Origin of the sequence: Niveispirillum cyanobacteriorum (assembly GCF_002868735.1) — a bacterium.
GTDB classification, from domain to species: Bacteria; Pseudomonadota; Alphaproteobacteria; order Azospirillales; family Azospirillaceae; genus Niveispirillum; species Niveispirillum cyanobacteriorum.
Window position 1 is genome coordinate 1,504,240 of sequence record NZ_CP025611.1, and the last position, 22,000, is coordinate 1,526,239.

Annotated in this window: 21 protein-coding genes and 2 tRNA genes; 5 read left to right on the plus strand and 18 right to left on the minus strand. The window is 63.2% G+C overall.

All coding sequences use genetic code 11. The features are described from left to right. Positions 1-243: 243 nt before the first annotated feature. The 6 genes from C0V82_RS06760 to C0V82_RS06785 form a co-directional block, all read right to left on the minus strand. Positions 244-726 carry a F0F1 ATP synthase subunit B family protein gene (locus C0V82_RS06760; RefSeq protein WP_102111669.1) on the minus strand — a complete coding sequence of 161 codons (483 nt, stop codon included), beginning with the start codon at positions 724-726 and terminating at the stop codon, positions 244-246. Continuing rightward, positions 726-1,343 carry a F0F1 ATP synthase subunit B family protein gene (locus C0V82_RS06765; RefSeq protein ID WP_245924191.1) on the minus strand — a complete coding sequence of 206 codons (618 nt, stop codon included), beginning with the start codon at positions 1,341-1,343 and terminating at the stop codon, positions 726-728. The genes C0V82_RS06760 and C0V82_RS06765 overlap by 1 nt, the downstream gene beginning before the upstream one ends. 203 nt (positions 1,344-1,546) lie before the next feature. Continuing rightward, positions 1,547-1,771, minus strand: coding sequence for a F0F1 ATP synthase subunit C (locus C0V82_RS06770; protein ID WP_102111671.1), 225 nt, complete (start codon positions 1,769-1,771; stop codon positions 1,547-1,549). Between the two features lie 61 nt (positions 1,772-1,832). Next, positions 1,833-2,576 (minus strand): F0F1 ATP synthase subunit A, encoded by a 744-nt coding sequence (locus C0V82_RS06775; protein ID WP_102111672.1) that lies wholly within the window; start codon positions 2,574-2,576, stop codon positions 1,833-1,835. Positions 2,577-2,582: 6 nt separating this feature from the next. After that, positions 2,583-2,939: an AtpZ/AtpI family protein gene (locus C0V82_RS06780; protein ID WP_102111673.1), complete on the minus strand. Its 357-nt coding sequence runs from the start codon at positions 2,937-2,939 to the stop codon at positions 2,583-2,585. Positions 2,940-3,175: 236 nt separating this feature from the next. Beyond that, complete coding sequence (locus C0V82_RS06785) at positions 3,176-3,802, minus strand: SCO family protein (protein WP_102111674.1); 627 nt, start codon at positions 3,800-3,802, stop codon at positions 3,176-3,178. Positions 3,803-3,879: 77 nt separating this feature from the next. Between C0V82_RS06785 and C0V82_RS06790 the strand changes: the two genes are divergently transcribed. After that, positions 3,880-4,422 carry an EndoU domain-containing protein gene (locus C0V82_RS06790; protein WP_102111675.1) on the plus strand — a complete coding sequence of 181 codons (543 nt, stop codon included), beginning with the start codon at positions 3,880-3,882 and terminating at the stop codon, positions 4,420-4,422. Next, positions 4,419-4,667 carry a hypothetical protein gene (locus tag C0V82_RS06795; protein ID WP_102111676.1) on the plus strand — a complete coding sequence of 83 codons (249 nt, stop codon included), beginning with the start codon at positions 4,419-4,421 and terminating at the stop codon, positions 4,665-4,667. The genes C0V82_RS06790 and C0V82_RS06795 overlap by 4 nt, the downstream gene beginning before the upstream one ends. Positions 4,668-4,679: 12 nt before the next feature. Here C0V82_RS06795 and C0V82_RS06800 read toward each other — a convergent pair whose 3' ends face one another. Beyond that, a complete protein-coding gene (locus C0V82_RS06800) occupies positions 4,680-7,856 on the minus strand; it encodes a YhdP family protein (protein WP_102111677.1) in 3,177 nt (1,058 codons plus the stop codon). Positions 7,857-7,977: 121 nt separating this feature from the next. Here C0V82_RS06800 and C0V82_RS06805 point away from each other — a divergent pair, with 121 nt between their 5' ends. After that, positions 7,978-10,923: a bifunctional [glutamine synthetase] adenylyltransferase/[glutamine synthetase]-adenylyl-L-tyrosine phosphorylase gene (locus C0V82_RS06805; protein ID WP_102111678.1), complete on the plus strand. Its 2,946-nt coding sequence runs from the start codon at positions 7,978-7,980 to the stop codon at positions 10,921-10,923. Between the two features lie 4 nt (positions 10,924-10,927). On the opposite strand, the gene C0V82_RS06810 is transcribed toward C0V82_RS06805, so the two are convergent. The 11 genes from C0V82_RS06810 to C0V82_RS26800 form a co-directional block, all read right to left on the minus strand. After that, positions 10,928-11,506, minus strand: coding sequence for a tyrosine phosphatase family protein (locus C0V82_RS06810; protein ID WP_102111679.1), 579 nt, complete (start codon positions 11,504-11,506; stop codon positions 10,928-10,930). A gap of 1 nt (position 11,507) precedes the next feature. Beyond that, complete coding sequence (locus C0V82_RS06815) at positions 11,508-11,891, minus strand: DUF6491 family protein (RefSeq protein ID WP_102111680.1); 384 nt, start codon at positions 11,889-11,891, stop codon at positions 11,508-11,510. A 155-nt stretch (positions 11,892-12,046) separates the two neighbouring features. Continuing rightward, positions 12,047-12,122 (minus strand) — tRNA-Lys (locus C0V82_RS06820). A gap of 30 nt (positions 12,123-12,152) precedes the next feature. Beyond that, positions 12,153-12,228, minus strand: a tRNA-Lys gene (locus tag C0V82_RS06825). Positions 12,229-12,388: 160 nt separating this feature from the next. Next, positions 12,389-13,540 (minus strand): rod shape-determining protein RodA, encoded by a 1,152-nt coding sequence (rodA, locus tag C0V82_RS06830; protein ID WP_102111681.1) that lies wholly within the window; start codon positions 13,538-13,540, stop codon positions 12,389-12,391. Continuing rightward, positions 13,537-15,447: a penicillin-binding protein 2 gene (gene mrdA, locus C0V82_RS06835; protein WP_102111682.1), complete on the minus strand. Its 1,911-nt coding sequence runs from the start codon at positions 15,445-15,447 to the stop codon at positions 13,537-13,539. The genes rodA and mrdA overlap by 4 nt, the downstream gene beginning before the upstream one ends. A gap of 9 nt (positions 15,448-15,456) precedes the next feature. Then, complete coding sequence (mreD, locus tag C0V82_RS06840; RefSeq protein WP_054167057.1) at positions 15,457-15,966, minus strand: rod shape-determining protein MreD; 510 nt, start codon at positions 15,964-15,966, stop codon at positions 15,457-15,459. A gap of 11 nt (positions 15,967-15,977) precedes the next feature. Continuing rightward, positions 15,978-16,856: a rod shape-determining protein MreC gene (mreC, locus tag C0V82_RS06845; RefSeq protein ID WP_102111683.1), complete on the minus strand. Its 879-nt coding sequence runs from the start codon at positions 16,854-16,856 to the stop codon at positions 15,978-15,980. A gap of 114 nt (positions 16,857-16,970) precedes the next feature. Further along, positions 16,971-18,008, minus strand: a complete 1,038-nt coding sequence (locus C0V82_RS06850; RefSeq protein ID WP_054167055.1) for a rod shape-determining protein — start codon at positions 18,006-18,008, stop codon at positions 16,971-16,973. Between the two features lie 308 nt (positions 18,009-18,316). Further along, positions 18,317-19,876: a 2-isopropylmalate synthase gene (locus tag C0V82_RS06855; protein WP_102111684.1), complete on the minus strand. Its 1,560-nt coding sequence runs from the start codon at positions 19,874-19,876 to the stop codon at positions 18,317-18,319. A gap of 153 nt (positions 19,877-20,029) precedes the next feature. Then, complete coding sequence (locus C0V82_RS26800; protein WP_158659776.1) at positions 20,030-20,179, minus strand: hypothetical protein; 150 nt, start codon at positions 20,177-20,179, stop codon at positions 20,030-20,032. A 247-nt stretch (positions 20,180-20,426) separates the two neighbouring features. On the opposite strand from C0V82_RS26800, the gene C0V82_RS06860 reads away from it, so the two are divergent. Both C0V82_RS06860 and C0V82_RS06865 read left to right on the plus strand, forming a co-directional pair. Continuing rightward, positions 20,427-21,197, plus strand: a complete 771-nt coding sequence (locus C0V82_RS06860; protein ID WP_102111685.1) for an MlaE family ABC transporter permease — start codon at positions 20,427-20,429, stop codon at positions 21,195-21,197. Beyond that, entirely contained in the window at positions 21,194-22,000 is an 807-nt protein-coding gene (locus C0V82_RS06865; protein WP_245924192.1) for an ABC transporter ATP-binding protein, read from the plus strand. Before C0V82_RS06860 ends, C0V82_RS06865 begins: the two co-directional genes overlap by 4 nt.

A 22,000-nucleotide genomic window follows, 5' to 3' on the forward strand; every position in this document is an offset into this window, starting at 1 on the left:
GCGAGGCGCTGAGCTTGCTGCGGATCAGTACAAGACGGCTGGGTTTGTCATTGGGTGATCGCGCCTGTCTTGCCCTCGCAAAGGACAGGGGCGCTGCTGTTCTGACAGCCGACGGGGCTTGGTGCCAACTCGATACCGATCTTGGTCTGAGCATTACGAATATTCGTAAGCCGACGTGAGGCTGCGAAAACAAAAAAGCCCGCCAGATGGCGGGCTTTTTCGTAACGCGAACCGTTTAGCCGCTCAGTGCAGCTTGGCCGGCAGTTCGCTGATGGCAGCATCGACCAGCACGCTGTTGCGGGCTTCATCAACATTCTGCACCAGCAGCTTCTCGGTCGCCTGAACGGCGATTTCGACAGCCAGATCACGAACCTGCTGGATGGCCAGCGCCTCAGCTTGGGCGATCTTGTCGACGGCCTGCTGCTCGCGACGCTTCAAACCGGCTTCCAGATCGGATGCAGCCTGGGCGCGGATGCGGGACGCTTCCTCACGGGCAGAGGCCAGAATGGCTTCGGCTTCCTTCAGGGCATCGCGTTGCTTGCGCTGGAACTGCGCCAGGGCGGCCTGCGCGTCTTCGCGCAGCTTCTGGGCCTGCTCCAGCTCGTCAGCGATGCGCTTGCTGCGCGCGTCAAGGCCACCAAGGATGCCCTTGCCGGCCAGGCGGGCCACACCGACGATGAAGATAACGAACGCAACGGCGTACCAGAAAGTGCTGCTCGCAAACATCACGCACGCTCCTTCAGCACGGATTCAACCGCAGCATTGGCGGCATCAGCCGACAGGACGGCACCCGACAGACGCTCCGTCGCGGCCAAGGCGGCCTCGGCGGCAACGCTTCTGAGATTGGACAGCGCTTCCTGCTTGGCAGTCTGGATGCGGGCTTCGGCATCACGGGTCTTGGCAGACAGGCTGGTACCCAGCTCCGTGTTGCGGCGCGCGGCCTCGGCATCGGAAGCGGCCACAGAAGCGGCGATTTCCTTCTGCGCATTGGCGCGGGCGTCCGACAGGGCCTTTTCATAGGCCTGCATCACACCCTCGGCTTCGGCCTTCAGGGCCGATGCCTTCTCCAGATCGTTGGAGATCTTTTCCTGGCGGGCTTCCAGCACCTCGGCGACGCGCGGAAGCGCCACCTTGGACATCAGCCAGAACAGCAGGCCGAACGTCAGCACCCACCAGAAGACCTGAGAGGCGAAGCTATCCGGGTTGAGCTGCGGCAGGCCCTTCTTGGCATGCTCGGCATGCTCGCCCTCGGCAGCGGCCAGGACAGGCGCCGCGAAGACGATGGCCGTGGCAAGCGCCGCGGAGGCGCCGGCATACAGCCGCGAAAAGCGTTGGACAGGCATAGAAGCACCCATTCACTGCTGACCGGTCCGTGGAAGGCCGATCACGCCAAATTCCCGTCAGCGCCTGAAGGAAAAGCTCAAGAGAGGACCGTACGGCCCATAGAGCGACCGCCGCTGTCGGATCTGATACCCGGCAGCGGCGGCGATCCCGGCGCTGAAGCCCCGGCGCCCGAAGGCACCGGTTCTAAGAAACTGTCCGCCGATTAGGCGAACAGGATCAGGAAGGCGATAACCAGCGCGAACAGACCGGTCGCTTCGGTCAGCGCGAAGCCGATGAAGACGAAGGTCTTGTAGGAGTTCAGAGCGGCCGGGTTACGCGAAGCAGCCTGATACAGGCCGGAGAACAGGTTGCCCAGGCCGATACCAACGCCCAGCAGGGCGAGCATGGCGAGACCGGCACCGATGAACTTTGCGGCTTCAGCTTCCATTTTGAAGTTCCTCTAGGTTGGAAGTGTCTCTTGGAAAAGACGGGTTGGACGTTGGAGATGCTTAGTGCATCTCCAGCGCGTCACGCAGGTACACGCAGCTCAGCAGCGCGAAGATGTAGGCCTGAATGCCGGCGACCAGGAATTCCAGGGCGAACAGCGCGACGTTCAGGAGAACCGGGAGCATACCGACCGCAGCCATGCCACCACCAGCGGCCACCATCGACACCGTGAAGCCCGCGAAGACCTTCATCATGGTGTGGCCGGCCAGCATGTTGGCGAACAGACGGATGGACAGGCTGATGGGGCGCACGAAGTAGGAGATCAGTTCGATGGGAACGATCAGCGGCGCCAGCCAGATCGGCGTGCCATGCGGCAGGAAGAAGTGGAAGAAGTGCAGCCCGTGCTTCACGAAGGCAACGATGGTCACCACCACGAACACAAACAGCGCCATCGCAAAGGTCACGATGATATGGCTGGTGAAGGTGAAGGAACCCGGGATCAGACCCAGCACGTTGCCGAACAGCACGAAGATGAACAGCGAGAAGATGAAGGGGAAGAACTTGCGGGCCTGGGGGCCGGCATTGTCCCGTACCATCTCTGCCACGAACTCATACAGAAGCTCGGCAATGGACTGCAGGCGGCCCGGCACCAGGGCGCGACCGCGCATGCCATAGACCAGCAGGAAGGTCGAGGCCACAACGGCAATCACCATCCACAGCGAGGAATTGGTGAAGGACAGATCAAGATTGCCAACCGGCAGGTTGACCAGGCGCTTGATCTCGAATTGCTCCAAAGGACCAGCCACGATGCCCTACTCCCCACCGTCCCGCTTCTGGGACTTGTCGAACCCCGCCGCATACCCCTGACCTGAGGTCAAGCGGTACACATTCATAAATCCGGCGATCGCGCCCAGGAAGATCATGATGATCATCCCCCAGGGTTTCGTATCCAGCCACCAGTCGATGCCGTAACCGAGCGCAAGCCCAAACAGCACACCAGCAACCAGTTCAACCCCGACACGCAGACCCAGCGCCATGTCACCGTTCGACACTTTCCCGCCACTGGCCCCCGGTTCGGGGTCGGGCAGGTCCATGCCGGCGTTGCGGCGGGCCTCACGCAGGCGGGTATCCAGTTCCTCCAGCGAGGGGGGCGGTCGCTCATCAGACATGAAGCGGGCTCCCTTCCGCCAGAAGTTGGATACCGTGCGAAAGCGGCGGCACCATACGGTTAGCCCCGGATACTGTCAAGGGTAAGGCACCCCACCCTAAGTAATTGAAAATCTTTGATTTCCACCCCGCGCATAGGTCCGATGCCGCAGCGCATCATACCTTTTGCCCGTCAAACCCGCGATTTCGCCCCCGAATTGCCGGTAACGGCCCACGTTTCGTTACACGAAAGCGCTGTTCAGCGCCCGCGCGAGCGGTAGGCGTTGATCGCTTCGACCATCTGTTCGGGCGTACTGCCCTTGGCGAAAACGGTCACGAAAGACCCGTCGGGTGCCAGCAGATAGGCGAAGGTGGAATGGTCCATAAGGTACTGCGTAGGGTCCGGTTCGCCTTGGGAACGGGCGTAATAGACGCGGTATGCCTTGGCCACGGCGGCAATCTGCTCCGCCGTTCCGGTCAGGCCGATGATGGACGGGTGAAACAGCTTCACATAGTCGGCCAGTACGGGGGGTGTGTCCCGCTCCGGATCGATGGTGATGAACAGGGGTTGCACGTCGGCGCCGGAGTCGCCCATCAGGTCCATGGCCTGGGCGATGGTCTGCAACTCGGTCGGGCAGATGTCGGGGCAGAAGGTGTAGCCGAAGAAGACCAGCTTGTACTTGCCCACGAAATCCTTGTCGGTCACGACCCGGCCATCATGGGTGGTCAGGGTGAAGGGCCCGCCGATGCTGGCCGGTGCGACATTGGTGGCGACGCCAGCCGCCTGCCGCTGATCATGGCGGATGGTCATCCAGGCGATGACAGCCGCCATGATCAGCCCGACCAGGCAAGCCAGCGCCATCCGTACCAGCCGTTCCCGCTTCATCAGCCCTCTCCCGCAAACCATCGCCAATGATATGGTCACCCATAGACGATGCTTCCACAACTTCATAGGGGCGGATAATGGCGGTGCGGATGGTCCGGTTGGCGGCTCTGGTCTTCGGTCTAGCAGCGTGCGGTCCCGCTGTGGCCGCCGAGAAGCCGTCTTGCGAGGATGAAAGCTTCGGGTGGAGCCAGACCAGCCCATCGCTGAACCTCCGCCATGTCCTGTGTGGGGAGGTGAAGAAGAACGGCGATGTGGTCGGCATGCATAGCCGCGCCATCATCGACACCGCCCCCGTCAAGGAAGTGCAAGCCCAGCCGCCGCAGGCCGATGGCGTTTACAGCACGAAGGTATTTTTCGAGAATGGCAAGTCGAAGAACTCCACCTTCTACCCCGACAATTGCAGCGTGGAGCAGGTGACGAACTCCATCCTTTACGCCGTCAAGCACAGCCACGCGGCGGGTAAACCCTGGGGCAAGCTGGGTTGTTCAGCACCGGCCAAACCGGATGCGAAATACTGCACGGGGCCGGGCGGGGCGCGTTTCGTCATCCGTTTCGCGGAATTTGACGATGGCCGCATCAATACCGCGTTCCCGCAAATGGGCGAAAGCTGCCCACAATGATCCATGATCCTGCGGAATGGCTGGCCGACTGGCTGCAAACCGACATGGGCGGCGATGCGGATGGCATCGCCGCCTTCGTCGTCGGCCTGAACGGGGGTAAGCGACCGGAGCGGCGCGTCGGCAACCTCTATGCGGCCAGCGTGGGGGATGAGGGCCTGCTGCTGGAAAACATCATGCAGGATGATTGGCCGCCGGTTCTGGTGCCACGGGAGATGGCGCTGGCGGGGTTGAGCGCGGGCGGATAAGGGCTTCCGACCTTACTTTCCGTCCTTCGCCTCTTTCGGCATCTCCTCCCCCGCCGGTTGCGGCAGGAAGAACAGGTTACGCAGGAAGCCCGGCGCCAGAACGGCCAGCGGATTGACCCCGACATCCAGCTTATCGGTCGGCCCCTTCACGCTATAGGTCGCGGCAAACAGCCCCTGCCCTTCGCCACCCACCAGCAGATCACCCAGCAGCGGGATCACCCCCAGCAGTTTGTTCACGGTGGTGAAGGGCACGATGGTGCCCTGCAGGGCCACATCGTCACGCTTGATATCGATATTGCCTTCAAGGGTCAGGCCCACCTGCGATCCGGACGTCCGCATCTCACGCAGGGTGATGCCGTCCTTGTGCCACAGCCAATCCCCCGACAGGCGGGAGAAGGCGATGGGCTGGCCTGACATGAAATTGGCGAATCCACGCGGCGACGTCGCGGATAGCAGGCGCGCCAGCACGGGTGCATCCTGCACCTGATAATCGGTCAGGCTGGCCTTGCCGACCAGGGACTGCCCCGGATCATCGGCCTGTGACCGACCCTGAAGGGTCAGATTGCCGCCCTTGATCTGGCTGATGACATCCAGCCCGCGCAAGGTGGCCCCGGCATCATCGGTTTCGGCGACCAGCGTCAGGATGCGGCCATCGGCAGGATCGGGGGCATAGCGTACCCGCAGGAACCCCTTTTCCCCCACCTGGGCGTCCAGGTCGGTGCGGTACCAGATGTTGGTATCCCGCTCCATCCGGCCCTTGGCCTGACGGATTTCCTTGCCATCATCGCCCATGATGGCCCGGCCCAGGTCGAAGCTGATCGACAGGGGCGTCTTGGGCGCGGCTTCTTCCGCTGGATCGGGGGGGATGATCTTGCCATCTGGCCCCTTATTCTTGCCGCGGAAGGGGCGGACATCGAAACTGTCGCCCTTCACATCGATGGCCAGACCGCCCTTGCCGTCGGTATCGCGGATATCGATACGCGCGTCGCTGTCACCCAGCTTGAACTGCGTCAGCAGCAGATGCGACAGGCCATAATCCGCCGCGCGCAGCTCCATGGACCCGATGGCGGCAAGCTCCTCCGTCGTCACGACAAAGGCGGGGATCAGGATGGGTTTGCCATCCTTGAACTTCACGGTCACCCGGCCCTGGCCTGGCTTGTCGGCTTCCTTCTTCCACTTCATCACATCGATACGCAGCACCGATGGTGTGATGTCGATATCGGCCTGGATGGTCTGCTGCCGGCCTTCGGGCGTGCGCTCGCTGGTATAGACCATGTCGATGCCCGCCGGCCCGTTCAGCCAGTCGGGGAAATCCAGGCGGAAGCGGCGGCGCTGTTCATCATCCACGCGGCCGCGCACCCGCACCTGCGTGCCGATGGGCGCGTCGGCGGGGAAGTTCTCCAGCCATTCCACCTGCGCCGGCACCCCGTTCAGCAGAGCCGTACCCGTCATGTTCAGGTCATGTCCGGTGACGGAAAGTTCCAGCACGCCCTCGGTCGCGTCGATATCGGCCACGATGTCGGGCACGGCCACACCGGTCAGGCTGGCCTTGCCGTCCAACTGCACCATGTCCATGGTCAGGGCGGCCACCAGCGGGAAGGCGAAATGCAGTTCGGCCTTGGCCTGACCCGACGCCCTTTCCGGTACCAGATTGACCTTGGCGGCATAGCCCAGCGGCGGATGATCCAAAACCGTCAGCGCCGATGATAGCGGCCCCTCCAGGGCCACACGGATATCGATACGGTGATCATTCTCGGTATCCAGCCCCAGAATGCGGATCATCCCCGGCCCGGCCTTCATATCCAGAAGGGCGCCATCCTTGACGGCGATATCAAAGCTTTTGCCGTCAAAGGTCGCCGTCGCGGACACATTGGTGACGGGCGGCAGGGGCCGGCGGTAATGAACGGTGAAGCCGGACAGCGCGAATTCCCCCTGCATGGACGCCACATGGAAGGCGCCGGGATCATCCACCGGTCCCGATCCTTCCAGCTTGAACACCGTGCGGTCAAAGGTGCCGTCGGCCAGATTGCCGACCATCCAGTCGCGCGTATTGTCCTTCACACCCTTGGGCCAGTAGCGATGCAGGTCCGCCATGGGCAGGCCGGTGATCTCCGTCGTCAGGGCCAGTTCGATATTCTTGTCCCGCTGGCGGGCGCTGCCGCTGATGGTCAGATCGGCGGGACCGGCCATGTCAAGGTTGAACCGCGTCAGCTCCAGATGCCGGCCCGCATCATCCAGCGTGCCATGCAGTTCCACCCGGTCGAAGGCCAGCGGTTCCGGCAGTTGATCGGGCAGTGACAAGGTACCCTTGCCACCCGTCAGCCCCAGGACGAGGTTCACGGGCGTCAGATCGGATTTCAGTTCCAGCATGATCGTGCCGGCCAATGTCACATCCAGGGCACGCAGCGGATGCAGGACGGGCGCGATCTCCGCAAACTCGGCCGGTACAATGTCTGCCATCCCACTGCGCAGGGTGATGGCGCCATCCTCGGCCCGCCAGGTGACCTCTGCCGCGATCTGGTTGATCTTGGCACCCATGTCGATATCGGCGGATGCGGTGCCCCGCACTCCACGCACATCGCGGCGCAGGCGCATATCCAGGCGCGGTACCTGCCATTTCGTCTCCGTCGCCAGATTTGCCACCACCAGCTTGCCGCGGGTGATGCGCAGGTCGCGCAGCGCGCCCATTGTGGCTTCCGGATCGGGGGGCCGGCGCATCTGGTCGATCAGGTCGGCCAGCAGACGGGCGCCTGCCTCCGGATCGGAACTGTCATTGCCAATATCCAGGCGGAAGCCGCCATCGGCGGTGCGTTCGGCATAAAGGCTGGGTTCGACCAGATCAATGCGCGTTGGCGCCACCCGCCCGCGCAGCAGGGCCGGCACCGACAGGCCCAGGCGCATTTCCGGCACGGCGGCCAGCAGGGCGCCGCTTGCACCATGCGCCTCCACCCCCTTCACACGGATATCGATGGGCGTACCGAACCCGACCCAGGCCAGTTCCGTGCGGTCGATCTCCAGCGTGACCGGCCCTTCCCGCGACAATTCCTGTGTCAGGTAGGGGGTGAGGAAATCCACCCCGATGGGCCCCTGCTGCGTCAACCGGAACGCCAGATACCCGCCCGCCAACAGGACCACCAGCAACAGGCCGGTGACCAGTTCAAGCAGGATAAGGGCAGTACGACGCAGCATCGATCTCGGTTCTCCGGCGGGTTGCGCCGGGCGTTACGGGCAGCTTGACCTGAACAAGGGTCGGTGGGCAGTCTGGCCCCCCGCCCCTGCGGTCCGTTTGGGATAGCCCGGTAGACACCCGATGTTCAATCAAGAATCCCTTCCCCGCCTTGGCGATCCGCAACGCGCCGCCGTCGGACTGGAACATTGGCATGAAGCGGCGGGTCCGGGCTGTGATCCCGATCTCGCCGCCTTTGCCCATTCCTATGCCGCCGATCCCCATGGAAAGCGCGTGCTGGAATCAGTGTTCGCCAACAGCCCGTTCCTGGGTCATGCCCTGGTACGGGAGATGGGTTTCTTCCGGCAACTGCTGGAAATCGGCTTCGACGCGGCCTTTGACGACCTTGTTCAGGCACTGTGGCGTGATCATGGCGCACAGACCAACGCCGACAGGCTGATGAAGGCGCTGCGCATCGCCAAGCGCCGCGCCGCCCTGCTGATCGGGCTGGCCGACATGGGGGGCGACTGGCCATTGGAAAAGGTCACGGGCGCCCTGTCCGACTTTGCGCAGGCTACCTTGCAACTGGCGGTGCGCGTGGCCCTGCGACAGTTGGTTTCCATGGGCCGACTGATCGTACCTGATCCGGAACAACCTGAAAAAGGTAGCGGTTATATCGTCCTGGCCATGGGCAAGTTCGGGGCGCGGGAACTGAACTACTCCTCCGACATCGACCTGATCGTGCTGTATGACGATGGCATCGTGCAGGTACCGGACGGGGAGATGACGAAGCATTTCGTGCGGGCGACGCGCGAAATGGTACGGATCATGGATGAACGCACCGCCGACGGGTATGTGTTCCGCACCGACCTGCGCCTGCGCCCCGACCCCGGCGCCACGCCCGTCGCCGTCAGCGTTTCAGCAGCAGAAGCCTATTACAGCAGCCTGGGCCAGAACTGGGAACGCGCCGCCATGATCAAGGCGCGGCCCGTGGCCGGCGATCTGGAGGCGGGCAAGGGCTTCATGGATATCATCCGGCATTTCATCTGGCGCCGGAACCTGGATTTTGCGGCCATCCAGGACATCCATTCCATCAAGCGGCAGATCGGCGCGCATAAGGGCCACCGGGAAAAGACCGTCAATGGCCACAATATCAAGATCGGGCGCGGCGGCATCCGCGAGATCGAATTCTTCGCGCAGACGCAGCAACTGATCTTCGGTGGACGCGACCGTTCCTTGCGCACCTGCGGGACAGTGGAGACGCTGTATGCGCTGGTCGCCGCCGACCGCGTGGAACAGCGGGTGGCCGATGACATGTCAGAGGCTTACCGTTTCCTGCGCACCGTCGAACACCGCGTGCAGATGGTGGATGATCAGCAGACACACCAATTGCCCAAGACCGATGACGGGGTGGACCGCATCGCCGCCTTCCTGGGCTTTCCCGACACGCAGTCCTTCCGCGACCACCTGATGGCGACGCTGACGGTCGTGGAGGATCATTACGATCATCTCTTCTCCGAAAGCCCGGCCTTGTCCGGGTCGGGCAGTCTGGTCTTCACAGGCACGGAGGATGATCCCGACACGATGGAGACGCTGCGGGAGATGGGTTACGCCAACCCGTCCGCCGTGGCGGGACAGATCCGGGCCTGGCACCATGGCCGCTATCGCGCCACGCGCAGCCAGCGGGCGCGGGAATTGCTGACGGAACTGGTTCCCACCCTGCTGGCGGCCTTTGGCAAGACGGCCCAGCCCGATCAGGCCTTCCTGAAGTTCGATGAGTTCCTGTCCCGCCTGCCGGCGGGGGTGCAGCTTTTCAGCCTGTTTTACGCCAATCCCAACCTGCTGGATCTGGTGGCCGAGGTGATGGGCACGGCCCCGCGTCTGGCCGAACAACTGGCGCGGCAGCCGCAGGCGCTGGATGCGGTCCTGCTGCCGGGCTTCTTCGGCACCCTGCCGGCCCGGGAGGAGTTGGAGGCAGGATTCGACGCCCTGGTCGGTGGTGCTCATTATTTTGAGGAGGTTCTGGACCTCACCCGCCGCTGGACCAACGAACACCGCTTCCGCGCCGGCGTCCATATCCTGCGCCATGTCAGCGATGCCGACCGGCTGGGCGCCTTCCTGACCGATGTGGCGGAGGTAGGCCTGTCCGGCCTTCAGCGCGCGGTGGAGGAAGAGTTTGCCAAGCGCCATGGCCGCCTGCCCGGTGCGGGCATGGCCATCCTGGGCTTAGGGCGGCTGGGCGCGCGCTCCCTGTCGCTGCGGTCGGACCTGGACCTTATCACGGTCTATGAGGTGCCGGACGACGTGCTGCAGTCGGATGGGGCCAAGCCCCTGTCCCCCAATGATTATTTCATCAAGCTGACGCAGCGTCTGGTCAATGCCATCACCGCCCATACGGCGGAGGGGCAATTATATGAGGTCGATATGCGCCTGCGCCCGTCCGGCAATGCCGGGCCGCTGGCCGTCAGCTTCGATGGATTCGCGAAGTATCAGCGCGACAGCGCCTGGACCTGGGAACATATGGCCCTGACCCGCGCCCGTCCCGTGACGGGGCCGGACAGTCTGCGCCGGCGTCTGACGACGGAGATCGTGTCGGTCCTGACCCGTACGCGCGATCCCGCCAAGCTGCGCGAAGATGTGGCCTCCATGCGTGGTCGCATCGATCAGCAGCACCATACGGACGATATCTGGACCGTGAAATATGTGCGCGGCGGCATGATCGATATCCAGTTCATCGCCCAGTATCTGACCCTGCTGCACGCCCCGGAACGGCCGGAAATCATCGACCCCAATACCACGGGCGCGCTGGCCTGGCTGGGCGATAGCGGGTTCATCGATGTGGAGACGGCGAATGTCCTGATCGACGCACACAAGACCTGGCGCCGCGTCCAGGGCTTCCTGCGCCTCACCGTCGAAGGCGGGTTCGATGCCGCCAAGGCACCCCCCGGCCTGAAGGCCGGCCTCGCCCGCGCCGCCCTGCCCGAGTTGCCCGAAGGCACCCCGTTTGAGGCGGTGGAAGACGCGTTGCGCACCAAGGCGGCAGCGGTCAAGGCCGCGTTCGACCGGATCGTGGGGGCGCCAGCAGGGTGACCCGTCACCCCATATGGGCCAGTTCCCGTTCGCGGTGGTTCTCGCGCAGGAAGCGCAGCCATTCTTCCTGGCCCTGGGCGCGGCGTTGATAGACCTCTCGGACAGCGTCCAGCAGCTCATGGCGCCGGCCCAGGATGTCGCCGCCGATTTCCAGCATGCGCAGGTTGGGCCAAGCCTGCGGGCGGATACGCACCACCTCCGCCAGGGCTTCCACCGCCGGGCGGTCGGGACGGGCCTGGGTCAGAATCAGGGCCATGGCCGCCGTGGAGCGGGAAATGCCCATATGGCAATGGACCAGCAGATGGTCTTGCGCCCCTGCCTCTGCCGTCAGACGCTGCCCGAAGGCCAGCACCCGTTCCAGATGCCGGTCCAGCGGCGCCATCCGTTCCGGCAGCTCAATGACGATATCGTCGAATCGCAGGTCGAGGCGGTGATGGGGCCCGTAATCGTCGAAGGCCGTCAGCGGTTCCCGGTCCGGGTCCAGGATGGAGACAAGGTGGGTCACCCCGGCCAATGCATGGCCGGGGAGTTCCTGGATGCCGCAGACGGTTGTGCGGAACGGGACGAAGACGGGCGATAGCAAATCATTTCTCCGGTGGTGCGGACGCAGCCGCCTTGGGCGGCGGGTCGGGCAAGCGGGTGATCGACAGAATGGGAATGCGCTGCCCCTCCACCCCGACATGGCCCCAGCCGGCACAGAGCGAGCCGTCGCTGCGCGGAATGAAGGCCAGATCCGGCTGGCTGTCCACATTGAAGACGCTGGCCGACGGGCTCAACTCCATGCGGTAGCGCTGTTTGGCGCCCAGCGTGACAATGATCGACCGGTCGTTCTCCGAGGTCCAGCCATTGATGCGGCGCGAATCGATGCAGGTTTCGCGGGCTTTGCCCGGCGTCGCGGCATCCTCAGATGCTATGGCGGGACCGGCACAAAGCAGGGCCAGCAGCGGCAGTAACAGATGGTGACGCATGATCCGCGTCCTCCTTCCCTTGCAAAATCCCATGCCCCCTGACGGGCATGGTGACGTGGGATCGGGGCGGGATCAAGGCGATGCGCAGAACGGCTACCCCCTACAGGGACACCAAAACCACGTACGCAGTAATTTCTGTGAGATCGGAGGAAGGTTGGTGGGCGCACAAGGACTCGAACCTTGGACCCGCTGATTAAGAGTCAGCTGCTCTACCAACTGAGCTATGCGCCCAACCTTCAACGCGGCGAGAAGGGGGTGGATTGGTGGGCGCACAAGGACTCGAACCTTGGACCCGCTGATTAAGAGTCAGCTGCTCTACCAACTGAGCTATGCGCCCAATCCACATCCGCTTTCGCGGCCCCGCCAGGGCATTCACCGTGGCGAGGCGCGCTGTGTAGCAAAGGCATTTCCCCTTGTCGATAGTTTTCGATGCCGGGAATGGTGCTTTTTTCAGCGACCGAGATTTGCGCTGACGACATGCCCTGTGACGCTTGGCGTCAGAGGTCGCCCAGGCCCCGGCGGGACATCCGCACATCCCGATGGACATGCACCGACATCAGCAGGCCGAAGCCCACCATCACCGCCAACGTCGCCGTCCCGCCATAGGAAATCAACGGCAGCGGCACACCCACCACAGGGATCAGGCCCATGATCATGGCGACATTGATGAACAGATAAAGGAACAGGTTGACCGTTAACCCCAACGCCAGCAGTCGCCCATACTGATGCCTACATCGCCCTGCGATGACGAAACCGAACAGCAGCAGCAGGCAGTATAGCACCAGAAAGCTGATCGACCCGACCAGCCCGAATTCCTCCGCCAGCATGGTGAAGATGAAGTCGGTCTGCTTTTCGGGCAGGAAGTTCAGGTGGCTCTGCGTACCCTGCAGGAACCCCTTCCCCGTCAGCCCGCCCGACCCGAACGCGATCTTCGACTGCGTGATGTGATAGCCGGTGCCCAGAGGGTCGCTGTCGGGGTCCAGGAAGGTCTCTACCCGGTCGCGCTGATAGTCGTGCAGCAGGAACTGCCAACTGAGCGGGATGGCGATCAGAATGGCGCCAATCACCAGTGCGAATTTCCACCAACGCACACCCGACAGGAAGAACATCGCGCCCGACGCCATGATCAGCATCAGCGAGGTCCCCAGGTTTGGCTGCGCCAGCACCAGCGCCACCGGCGCCCCCACGATCAGTAGCGGCACGATCAGATAGGGGATACGGCCCGTATCCTCCAGTGAAGCGCCATGGAAATAGCGGGCCAGCGCCATGACCAGGGTGACCTTCATGATCTCCGAGGGCTGTAACTGCACAAAGCCCAGGTCGATCCAGCGCTGCGCCCCCTTACCCACCGAACCGAACAGATCCACGCCGACCAGCAGCACCAGGACCAACCCGTAAAGCGGGTAGGTCATCTTCATCCAGACGCGGATATCGATCATGCCAATGAACAGCATCAGCGCCAGACCGACGCCGAAACGCAGCATCTGCCGCGACGCCCAGGGGTCGATCTGCCCGTTGGCGGCGGAATAGAGCATGGCGAAACCGACACAGGCCACGATGGTGACCAGAAACACGAAGGACCAGGGGATCTGGGCCAGCTTCTCGGTAAAGGAAAGGGCCGCGCTATCGCCGGAGACGTCCAGGGTCATGGCGTTTCTCCTGCGGGATTGGGCGCCGGCGGCGTTGTGTCAGTGGCGGGTGGCGGCTGCTGCGCCACGGTGGCGCGCGCCGCCTCCAGCATCTGGCATTCCAGAAGGATGTCGCGGGCGATGGGGGCCGCCACGGCGCCGCCGCCGCCGCCATGTTCCACGATCACCGCACAGGCATATTTTGGCGCTTGAACGGGTGCGAAGGCCACGAACAGGGCGTGGTCACGCTCCCGCCAAGGCCGGTTCTCATTTTTGATCACACCGGAACTACGCTCGGCCATGGAAATGCGGCGGACCTGGGCGCTGCCCGACTTGCCCGCCATCTCCATGCCCGGAACACTGATGCGGGCGCGATAGCCGGTGCCGCCCGGCACATTGGTGACGGCGTTCATACCCTTCAGAACGGTGGCCAGATTTTCCGGCTTCACATCGATGGCGGGCCATTCCGTCGTCTCGGCGAACTGCCCCTCAATGGATTTCAGCAGATGTGGCTGCACCGCCCGCCCGCTGGCCAGCCGCGCTGTCATCACCGCCAGTTGCAAGGGCGTGGTCAGGACATAGCCCTGGCCCATAGACGCGATCAGCGTTTCACCCTGGTGCCAGGGCTGTTTCAGGGCCTGCCGCTTCCATTTCGGGTCCGGAATAAGGCCTGGCCGCTCTCCCGGCAGTTCCAGTCCGACCTTACCGCCCAGGCCGAAACGGCGGGCCATATCGGCAATGCGGTCCATGCCGATGCGGCCGGCAATGTCATAGAAATAGACGTCGCAGCTATTCATCAGCGCGCCGACCATGTCCAGCGTGCCATGGCCATTGCGGCTCCAGCAGTGGAAACGGTGGCTGCCCAGTTCGATATGGCCGGAACAGAAGACGCGGTGGTCGGCATTGACAATGCCCGATTCCAGGGCCGCCAGCGCCGTCAGCATCTTGAAGGTTGACCCCGGCGGATACTGGCCCGCGATCACCTTGTTGATCAGCGGCGTGCGTTCATCCTTCAGCAAGGCCTGATAGGCCTCGTACCCGATGCCCATCGCGAACTGGTTGGGATCGAAACTGGGGCTGGAACAGAGCGCATGGATGCCGCCGGTATTCACATCCATGACGATGGCCGCCGCACTTTCCTCCGCCGACAGGCGCTGGTGCATATAATGCTGCAATTTGGCATCGATGGTCAGCGCTACTTCGCGTCCCGACTGACCGGGATCGCGCGACAACTCACGGATGACCCGGCCGACGGCATTCACCTCCAGCTGGCGATTACCGGCGGCCCCTCGCAACGCCTGATCATACTGCTTCTCGATCCCGCCCTTGCCCACCTTGAAGCCCGGCAGGGTCAACAGCGGATCGCTGGACCCTTCCACATCCTTTTCCGCCGCCGCCCCGACATAGCCCAGCACATGGCTCAACGCCTCGCCGAACGGGTATGAGCGGACCTGGCCGACATCGATGGACACGCCGGGCAGATCGGGCAGATTGACCTCGATCGCGGCCACCTGATCCCAGGTCAGGTTTTCCTTGATGGTAATGGGCGCGAAGGAGCGGGAGCGTTGGATATCGCGCTGAATACGCCTTTCATCCGCCTCGGTCAGGGGGATCAGCTTTCCCACCTCGTCCAGTATCTGCTGCACGTCGCCGGCGCGTTCGGAAACGATAATAGTGCTGAAATTCTGCTCATTCACGGCCAGCGGCACGCCGAACCGGTCGGTGATCAGGCCGCGGGGCGGCGCCACCAGCCGCAGCGAGATGCGGTTATCCTCCGCCAGAACCGTATAGCGGTCACTCTCCACGATCTGGAGATAGTAGAGCCGGCCCATCAGCGTGGCGACGGCAGCCCCTTGCAGCCCGCCCAGCACCAGCGTGCGGCGGGACAGCATGCGCTGGCGTTCGGCGTCCCGGTCAAAGGCCGACATGAGTTACCCTCAGCTCAAATAGGCGCGGTGCAGCCTTTGCAGCAGCCAGGCCATCAACGGGAACAATGCCACGCCCATCAGGGCCTGCACCAGCACGGGCCGCGCATCCAGAAGGCTGGCCGTCATCAGGGCGAACACCGACCATTGTACCGCTGCCGCCCCCGTCGCCACCAATGCAAAACCGATCCACAGCATCACGAAGGAACGGCCCAGGAAGAAGCGGCGCTGGGTGATCAGCAGCCAATAGGCCATGATCAGCACCATGGAGGTCGATCCAATGGGCGTACCGCCGATCAGGTCCTGCAACAGGCCAATGGCGAACACCACCAGCGGGCGCAGCAGGTCGGGCCGGTGGATAACCCAGTAGAACAGACACATCAGCATGAACGGCACCGTCACCATGGCATAGCCGGGCAACGGCAGAGGCACCATCCCAACCAGCATGGCCAGGACAGTGACGGTGAAGGGCACAAGGTTGCGTGCCGTCTGATCGAGTTGGTTAAACAATCCGCCGGCCAAGGCCGTGCCCCTTACTTCATCGCGCCGGGCTGCGTCGCTTCGGCGGCCACGCCGCCAACGGTGCCGAAATCGACCACCTGCACATGCTCCAGACGCGACAGGTCGGCCATGGGCACGACCCGGGGCTTGCCGCCGGCCCCAATTTCAACAATGCCGACGGGCAGACCCGGCGGGAAAAGGCCGCCATGGCCCGATGTGAACACCCGCTCACCCGGCGTAACCTCGCTGTTGGGCGGCAGGTAGGTCAGAAGCGGATGGTCGGAATTGTCGCCGGCCAGCATAGCCCGCTGACGGCTGCTTTCCAGCACGACGGGAATGCGGGCATTCAGATCGGTGATCAGCAGCACGCGCGACGACCAGTCGCCCACCTGCACGATACGGCCAACCAGCCCCTGTCCCGACATCACGGCCTGACCCCGCGCCACACCGTCGCGTTCGCCGATGGTGACAACGACCGTCCGCACAAAGGCGCCGCCGGGATCGCCGACGACACGCCCCGTGACCACACGGGCCGCCGGGTCCGGCTTGAAGGAAAGGAGCGAGCGCAGGGAGCGGTTTTCCGCGTCCAGACGCAGGGCCGCCTGTTCCCACTGCCGCAGACGGCTGTTTTCCTCCCGCAGACGGGCATTCTCGTCATGCAGGTCGACCAGTTGCCGGAAATACTCCAGCCCATCGGCCACGCTGGCGGCCGGACGCGACATGACGTTCAAAACCGGGGAAACAGCATCAGTGACGCGGGTACGCGCCTGTTCCACCGCACCACCATTAACATGCCCGATCATCATCAGGGCGGCGGCGGCCAGGATCAGCAGCGGAAAATAGAATCGCTGCACCATCCCCCAAAGGGGGGCCGCGATGCGCACGACGGATCCGCTATTGCGTGTCTTCACCGGGGGGTGGTGTCCCGTGATCGGGTAAGCCACCGAAATCGGTGGCTTACAGTGCCTTGTGAAAGTAACGCTTCAACGCGACGGTGTAAATATCGGTTCGCTATAGCGAACCGGTCAATACATGCGAATCAGCACGTTGCGCAGGCTTTCCTCTTCCAACGCACGGCCAGAGCCCAGCGCCACGCAGGACAGCGGATCATCGGCGATGGAAACCGGCAGGCCGGTAGCATGGCGTAGGACATAATCCAGATTGGCCAGCAGCGCGCCGCCACCCGTCAGGACGATACCCTTATCCACGATGTCGGCGGCCAGTTCCGGTGCCGTATGTTCCAGGGCGACCTTCACGGCCTCAATGATTTGGCTGACCGGTTCGGCCAGGCTTTCGGCAATCTGCCGCTCGCTCATGACCAGTTCCTTGGGCACGCCGTTCATCAGGTCGCGGCCCTTGATCTCCATGACCCGGCCTTCGCCATCTTCCGGCGGGCAGGCGGAACCGATTTCCTTCTTGATGCGCTCGGCAGAACCTTCACCCACCAGCAGGTTATGGTGACGGCGGATATAGCCGATGATGGCCTCATCCATCTTGTCACCACCCACGCGGGCGGAACGGGCATGGACAGTGCCGTTCAGCGACAGGACGGCCACTTCCGTGGTACCGCCGCCGATGTCGACGACCATGCTGCCCGTCGGCTCCGTCACAGGCAGGCCGGCGCCGATGGCGGCAGCCATCGGTTCCTCGATCAAGGAAACGCGGCGCGCGCCCGCGGCCTCGGCACTTTCCTGGATCGCGCGGCGTTCAACGGCGGTTGAACCCGACGGAACGCAGATCACGATTTCCGGGCTGGCAAAGCTGCGGCGGTTGTGAACCTTGCGGATGAAATGCTTGATCATTTCTTCCGCAACTTCGAAATCGGCGATGACGCCGTCGCGAAGCGGGCGGATAGCCTGGATGTTGCCGGGCGTACGGCCCAGCATCAGCTTGGCCTCGTCACCCACGGCCAAGACCTGCTTCTTGCCCCGCAGGTCGCGGATGGCGACCACCGACGGTTCATTGAGGACGATGCCGCGACCCTTCACGTAGACGAGCGTGTTCGCCGTACCAAGGTCGATCGCCATGTCGGCGGAGAACATACCGAGCAGGTTTGAAAACATGGGTGAAGCGTATCTCTGATGTCCGGATTCTGCCGCCTTGGTGCGACCGGGCCCCGGATATGCCGGGTCGCGCTTGTTGCATAGACCATTTGGGCCAGCGCCCTCAAGCCTTGAAAGCCGTGGAAACGGAATTTCCACGCCCCGTTCCCTTCGCAGTGCCACATGAAGGGCATGTGTGACACCTGTCACACCCTTTCGGGGCACGCGACCCTCAAACATCATGGCGAAAACAAGGCAAAAACCCCCGCCGGAGGGGTCTCCGGCGGGGGTTTGACTCAAGTCTCGGAATCGGAGTCGCGTGGCGTTGCTTACGCAGACAAAGCCACCGGTGCCGTCTTCAGCCGCTTGGTGATCAGCTTGTTCAGCGCATGGACATAAGCGCGCGCGCTGGCGACCAGCGTATCGGCATCGGCCCCCTGACCATTCACGGTCTTGCCTTCCTCTTCCAGTCGCACGGTCACCTCGGCCTGGGCGTCGGTACCCTGGGTCACGGCATGGACCTGGTAGAGCTGCAGCTTTGCTTCATGCGGGAAGGCCAGCTTCAGCGCGTTGAAGACGGCATCGACGGGACCATTGCCGAAGGCCACAACGGGCGGGATGGTCTTGCCATCAATCTCCAGTTCCAGCACGGCATGCTGCGGCCCGCGCGAGCCGGCAACGACATGCAGGGCGTGGAAACGCACGCGGTCATGCTGACGGCCAACCTCATCATCCATGATGGCGATGATGTCTTCGTCGTAGATGTCCTTCTTGCGGTCGGCCAGATCCTTGAAGCGGCCGAACGCGTCATTCACCGCATTCTCACCCAGATCGTCATAGCCCAGTTCCTTCAACTTGGCGCGGAAGGCAGCGCGGCCCGAATGCTTGCCCATGACCAAGGAGGACCGGTTGAGGCCGACTGATTCCGGGGTCATGATCTCATAGGTTTCGGCATGCTTCAGCATGCCGTCTTGATGGATGCCGCTTTCATGGGCGAAGGCATTCGCCCCCACGATGGCCTTGTTGGGCTGCACCTGGAAACCGGTGATCGTGGAAACCAGACGGGAAATGCGGGTGATATGTTCGGTCTTGATACCCGTGGTGCAGCCGATCAGATCGTGGCGCGTGCGCAGCGCCATCACGATCTCTTCCAGCGAGGCATTGCCTGCGCGCTCGCCCAAGCCGTTGATGGTGCATTCCACCTGACGCACACCGACACCGATACCCGCCAGGGAGTTGGCGACGGCCAGGCCCAGGTCATTATGGCAATGGACGGAGAAGATGGCCTTGTCGGAATTAGGGACGCGGGTCATCACGTCCTTGAACATGGCGGCATATTCTTCGGGCAGGGCATAGCCGACCGTATCGGGGATATTGATGGTGGTGGCACCGGCCTTGATGGCCGCCTCCACCGTGCGGCACAGGAAATCGCGGTCGGAGCGCGAACCATCCTGGGCCGACCATTCCACATCGTCGGTCAGGTTACGGGCATAGCCGACATAATCGATGGTGCGCTGCAACACCTCCTCTTCCGTCATCTTCAACATGTAATTCATGTGGACGGGGCTGGTGGAGATGAAGGTATGGATGCGCTTGCGCTGCGCCAACTGCAACGCCTCTGCCGCGCGGTCGATATCGGCGCGGGCCGTGCGGGCCAAGGCTGCGATGGTGGCATTCTTGACGGTGCGGGCCACTTCGCGAACGGCCTCAAAGTCACCGTTCGACGCGATGGGGAAGCCGGCTTCGATCACATCGACGCCCATTTCCTCCAGCACTGTGGCGATGCGCAGCTTCTCATCCAGGTTCATGGAACAGCCGGGCGCCTGCTCGCCATCGCGCAGGGTGGTGTCAAAAATGATGACGCGGTTGCTGTCGCGGGTGATGCTCATGTCCTGGTCCCTTGCGGCACGTCGGGTGCGGTCCTGTCAGGGACACCGCACCGATTTTGATCGATGAAATATGTGGCATCTGCGGCGCCGGTCCGGCGCTTCCTCCCCTGATCGCGGGCCGTACCGCGGCGAAGGCGGCACGACATCGGGCGCTCAGGGGGTGATTAGTCGTAGGGTGGCGGCCAGGACGACGCGGCCGCGGCGGATGGAACATGCGGACAGGCCAACGGCGCGGGCGGCAAGGCCCGTGCTGTTCTGCTGTTCCGTCATCTGGTCTGCCGCCATCACGGGGGGACCGTCCATCCGCAAAAGGTTTCAAGCCACGATGCACCTATGGGAACACCGACAGCTCATTTCATGTTTCGGTTTTAAGGCGAAATCACCGACGCGGCAAGAACCTTGATAGAGAAAGAAATGCAAAGGCTCCATGCGGGACTGGCTTGGGTGCGGCGCAATATGGACATGTGCCCGCTGCCCCTCGACATTGACAGACGACACCCCATTGTCTAGCGATGGGGCGGGTTCCGCTCCCAAGCAGAAGGCCAGGTACATGAATTTCCTCAGCGCGATCGGCCGTGCCACCCTGACCTTCCTGGAGGCGACGGGGCGGCTGGCCCTGTTCACCCTCACGGCCTTGGCCCATTGCCTGCGCCCGCCCTTCTATTTCCGGCATATAGGTCGGCAGATGGTGGAGATCGGCTATTACAGCCTGCCCGTCGTCGGCCTGACCGCCGTGTTCACGGGCATGGTGCTGGCGCTGCAAAGCTATTCCGGCTTCTCCCGCTTCTCGGCCGAAAGCGCCATCGCCACCGTCGTGGTGCTGTCGATCACGCGCGAACTGGGGCCGGTTCTGGCCGGCCTGATGGTGGCCGGGCGCATTGGCGCTGCTATGGCGGCAGAACTGGGCACCATGCGGGTGACGGAGCAGGTGGACGCGCTGACCACACTCTCCACCAACCCCTATAAGTATCTGGTGGTGCCCCGGCTGATCGCCGGCACCACCATGTTGCCCATCCTGGTGCTGGTAGCCGACATCATCGGCGTGTTCGGCGGCTATCTGGTGGCCGTGTACCGGCTGGGCTTCAACGCGTCGAGCTATATCAACAATAGCTGGCAATATCTGGAATTCATGGACGTGGTGTCCGGTCTGGTGAAGGCGGCGGCGTTCGGCTTCGTCATCTCGCTGATGGGCTGCTACCACGGCTATAACTCGCGAGGCGGTGCGCAGGGCGTGGGGGCGGCCACCACCAATGCCGTGGTGTCCGCCTCCATCCTTATCCTGGTCCTGAACTATCTGCTGACGGGGATCTTCTTCTCATGACGATGGCACCCTTGGAACTGACGCAGGATATGGATGTGCCGAAAATCTCGCTGAAAGGTGTGAAGAAGGCGTTCGGGCCCAAGGTGGTGCTGGACGGCGTCGACCTGGATATCCAGCGCGGCGAAAGCGTGGTGATCATCGGCGGGTCGGGCACCGGCAAATCGGTGCTGCTGAAAAGCATACTGGGCATCCTTCAGCCCGACGCTGGCACCATCCGGATCGATGGCGAGGATACGACCCACATCACGGGCCGCGACCGGGAACGCGCCATGGCCAAGTTCGGCATGCTGTTCCAAGGTGCGGCCCTGTTCGACAGCCTGCCCGTCTGGGAGAACGTGGCGTTTGGCCTGATGCAAGGGCAGCGCGTGGGCCGGAAGGAAGCGCGGGAACGCGCCGTTGCCACCCTGGGGGCTGTCGGCCTTGGCCCTGATGTCGCCAACCTGTCCCCCTCGGAACTGTCGGGCGGCATGCAGAAACGCGTGGGTCTGGCCCGCGCCATCTGCACCAACCCGGAGATCATTTTCTTCGACGAGCCGACGACGGGCTTGGACCCGATCATGGCTGACGTCATTAACGACCTGATCGTGAAATGCGTTAAGGATTTGGGCGCCACCGCGCTGTCCATCACCCATGACATGGCCAGCGCCCGCAAGATCGCCGACCGTATCGCGATGCTGTACAAGGGCAAGCTGATCTGGGTGGGCCCGGTGTCGGAGATCGACAATAGTGGCAACGCTTACGTCGATCAGTTCATCCATGGCCGCGCCGAAGGCCCGATCCAGATGCAGATCCGGGCATTTTAA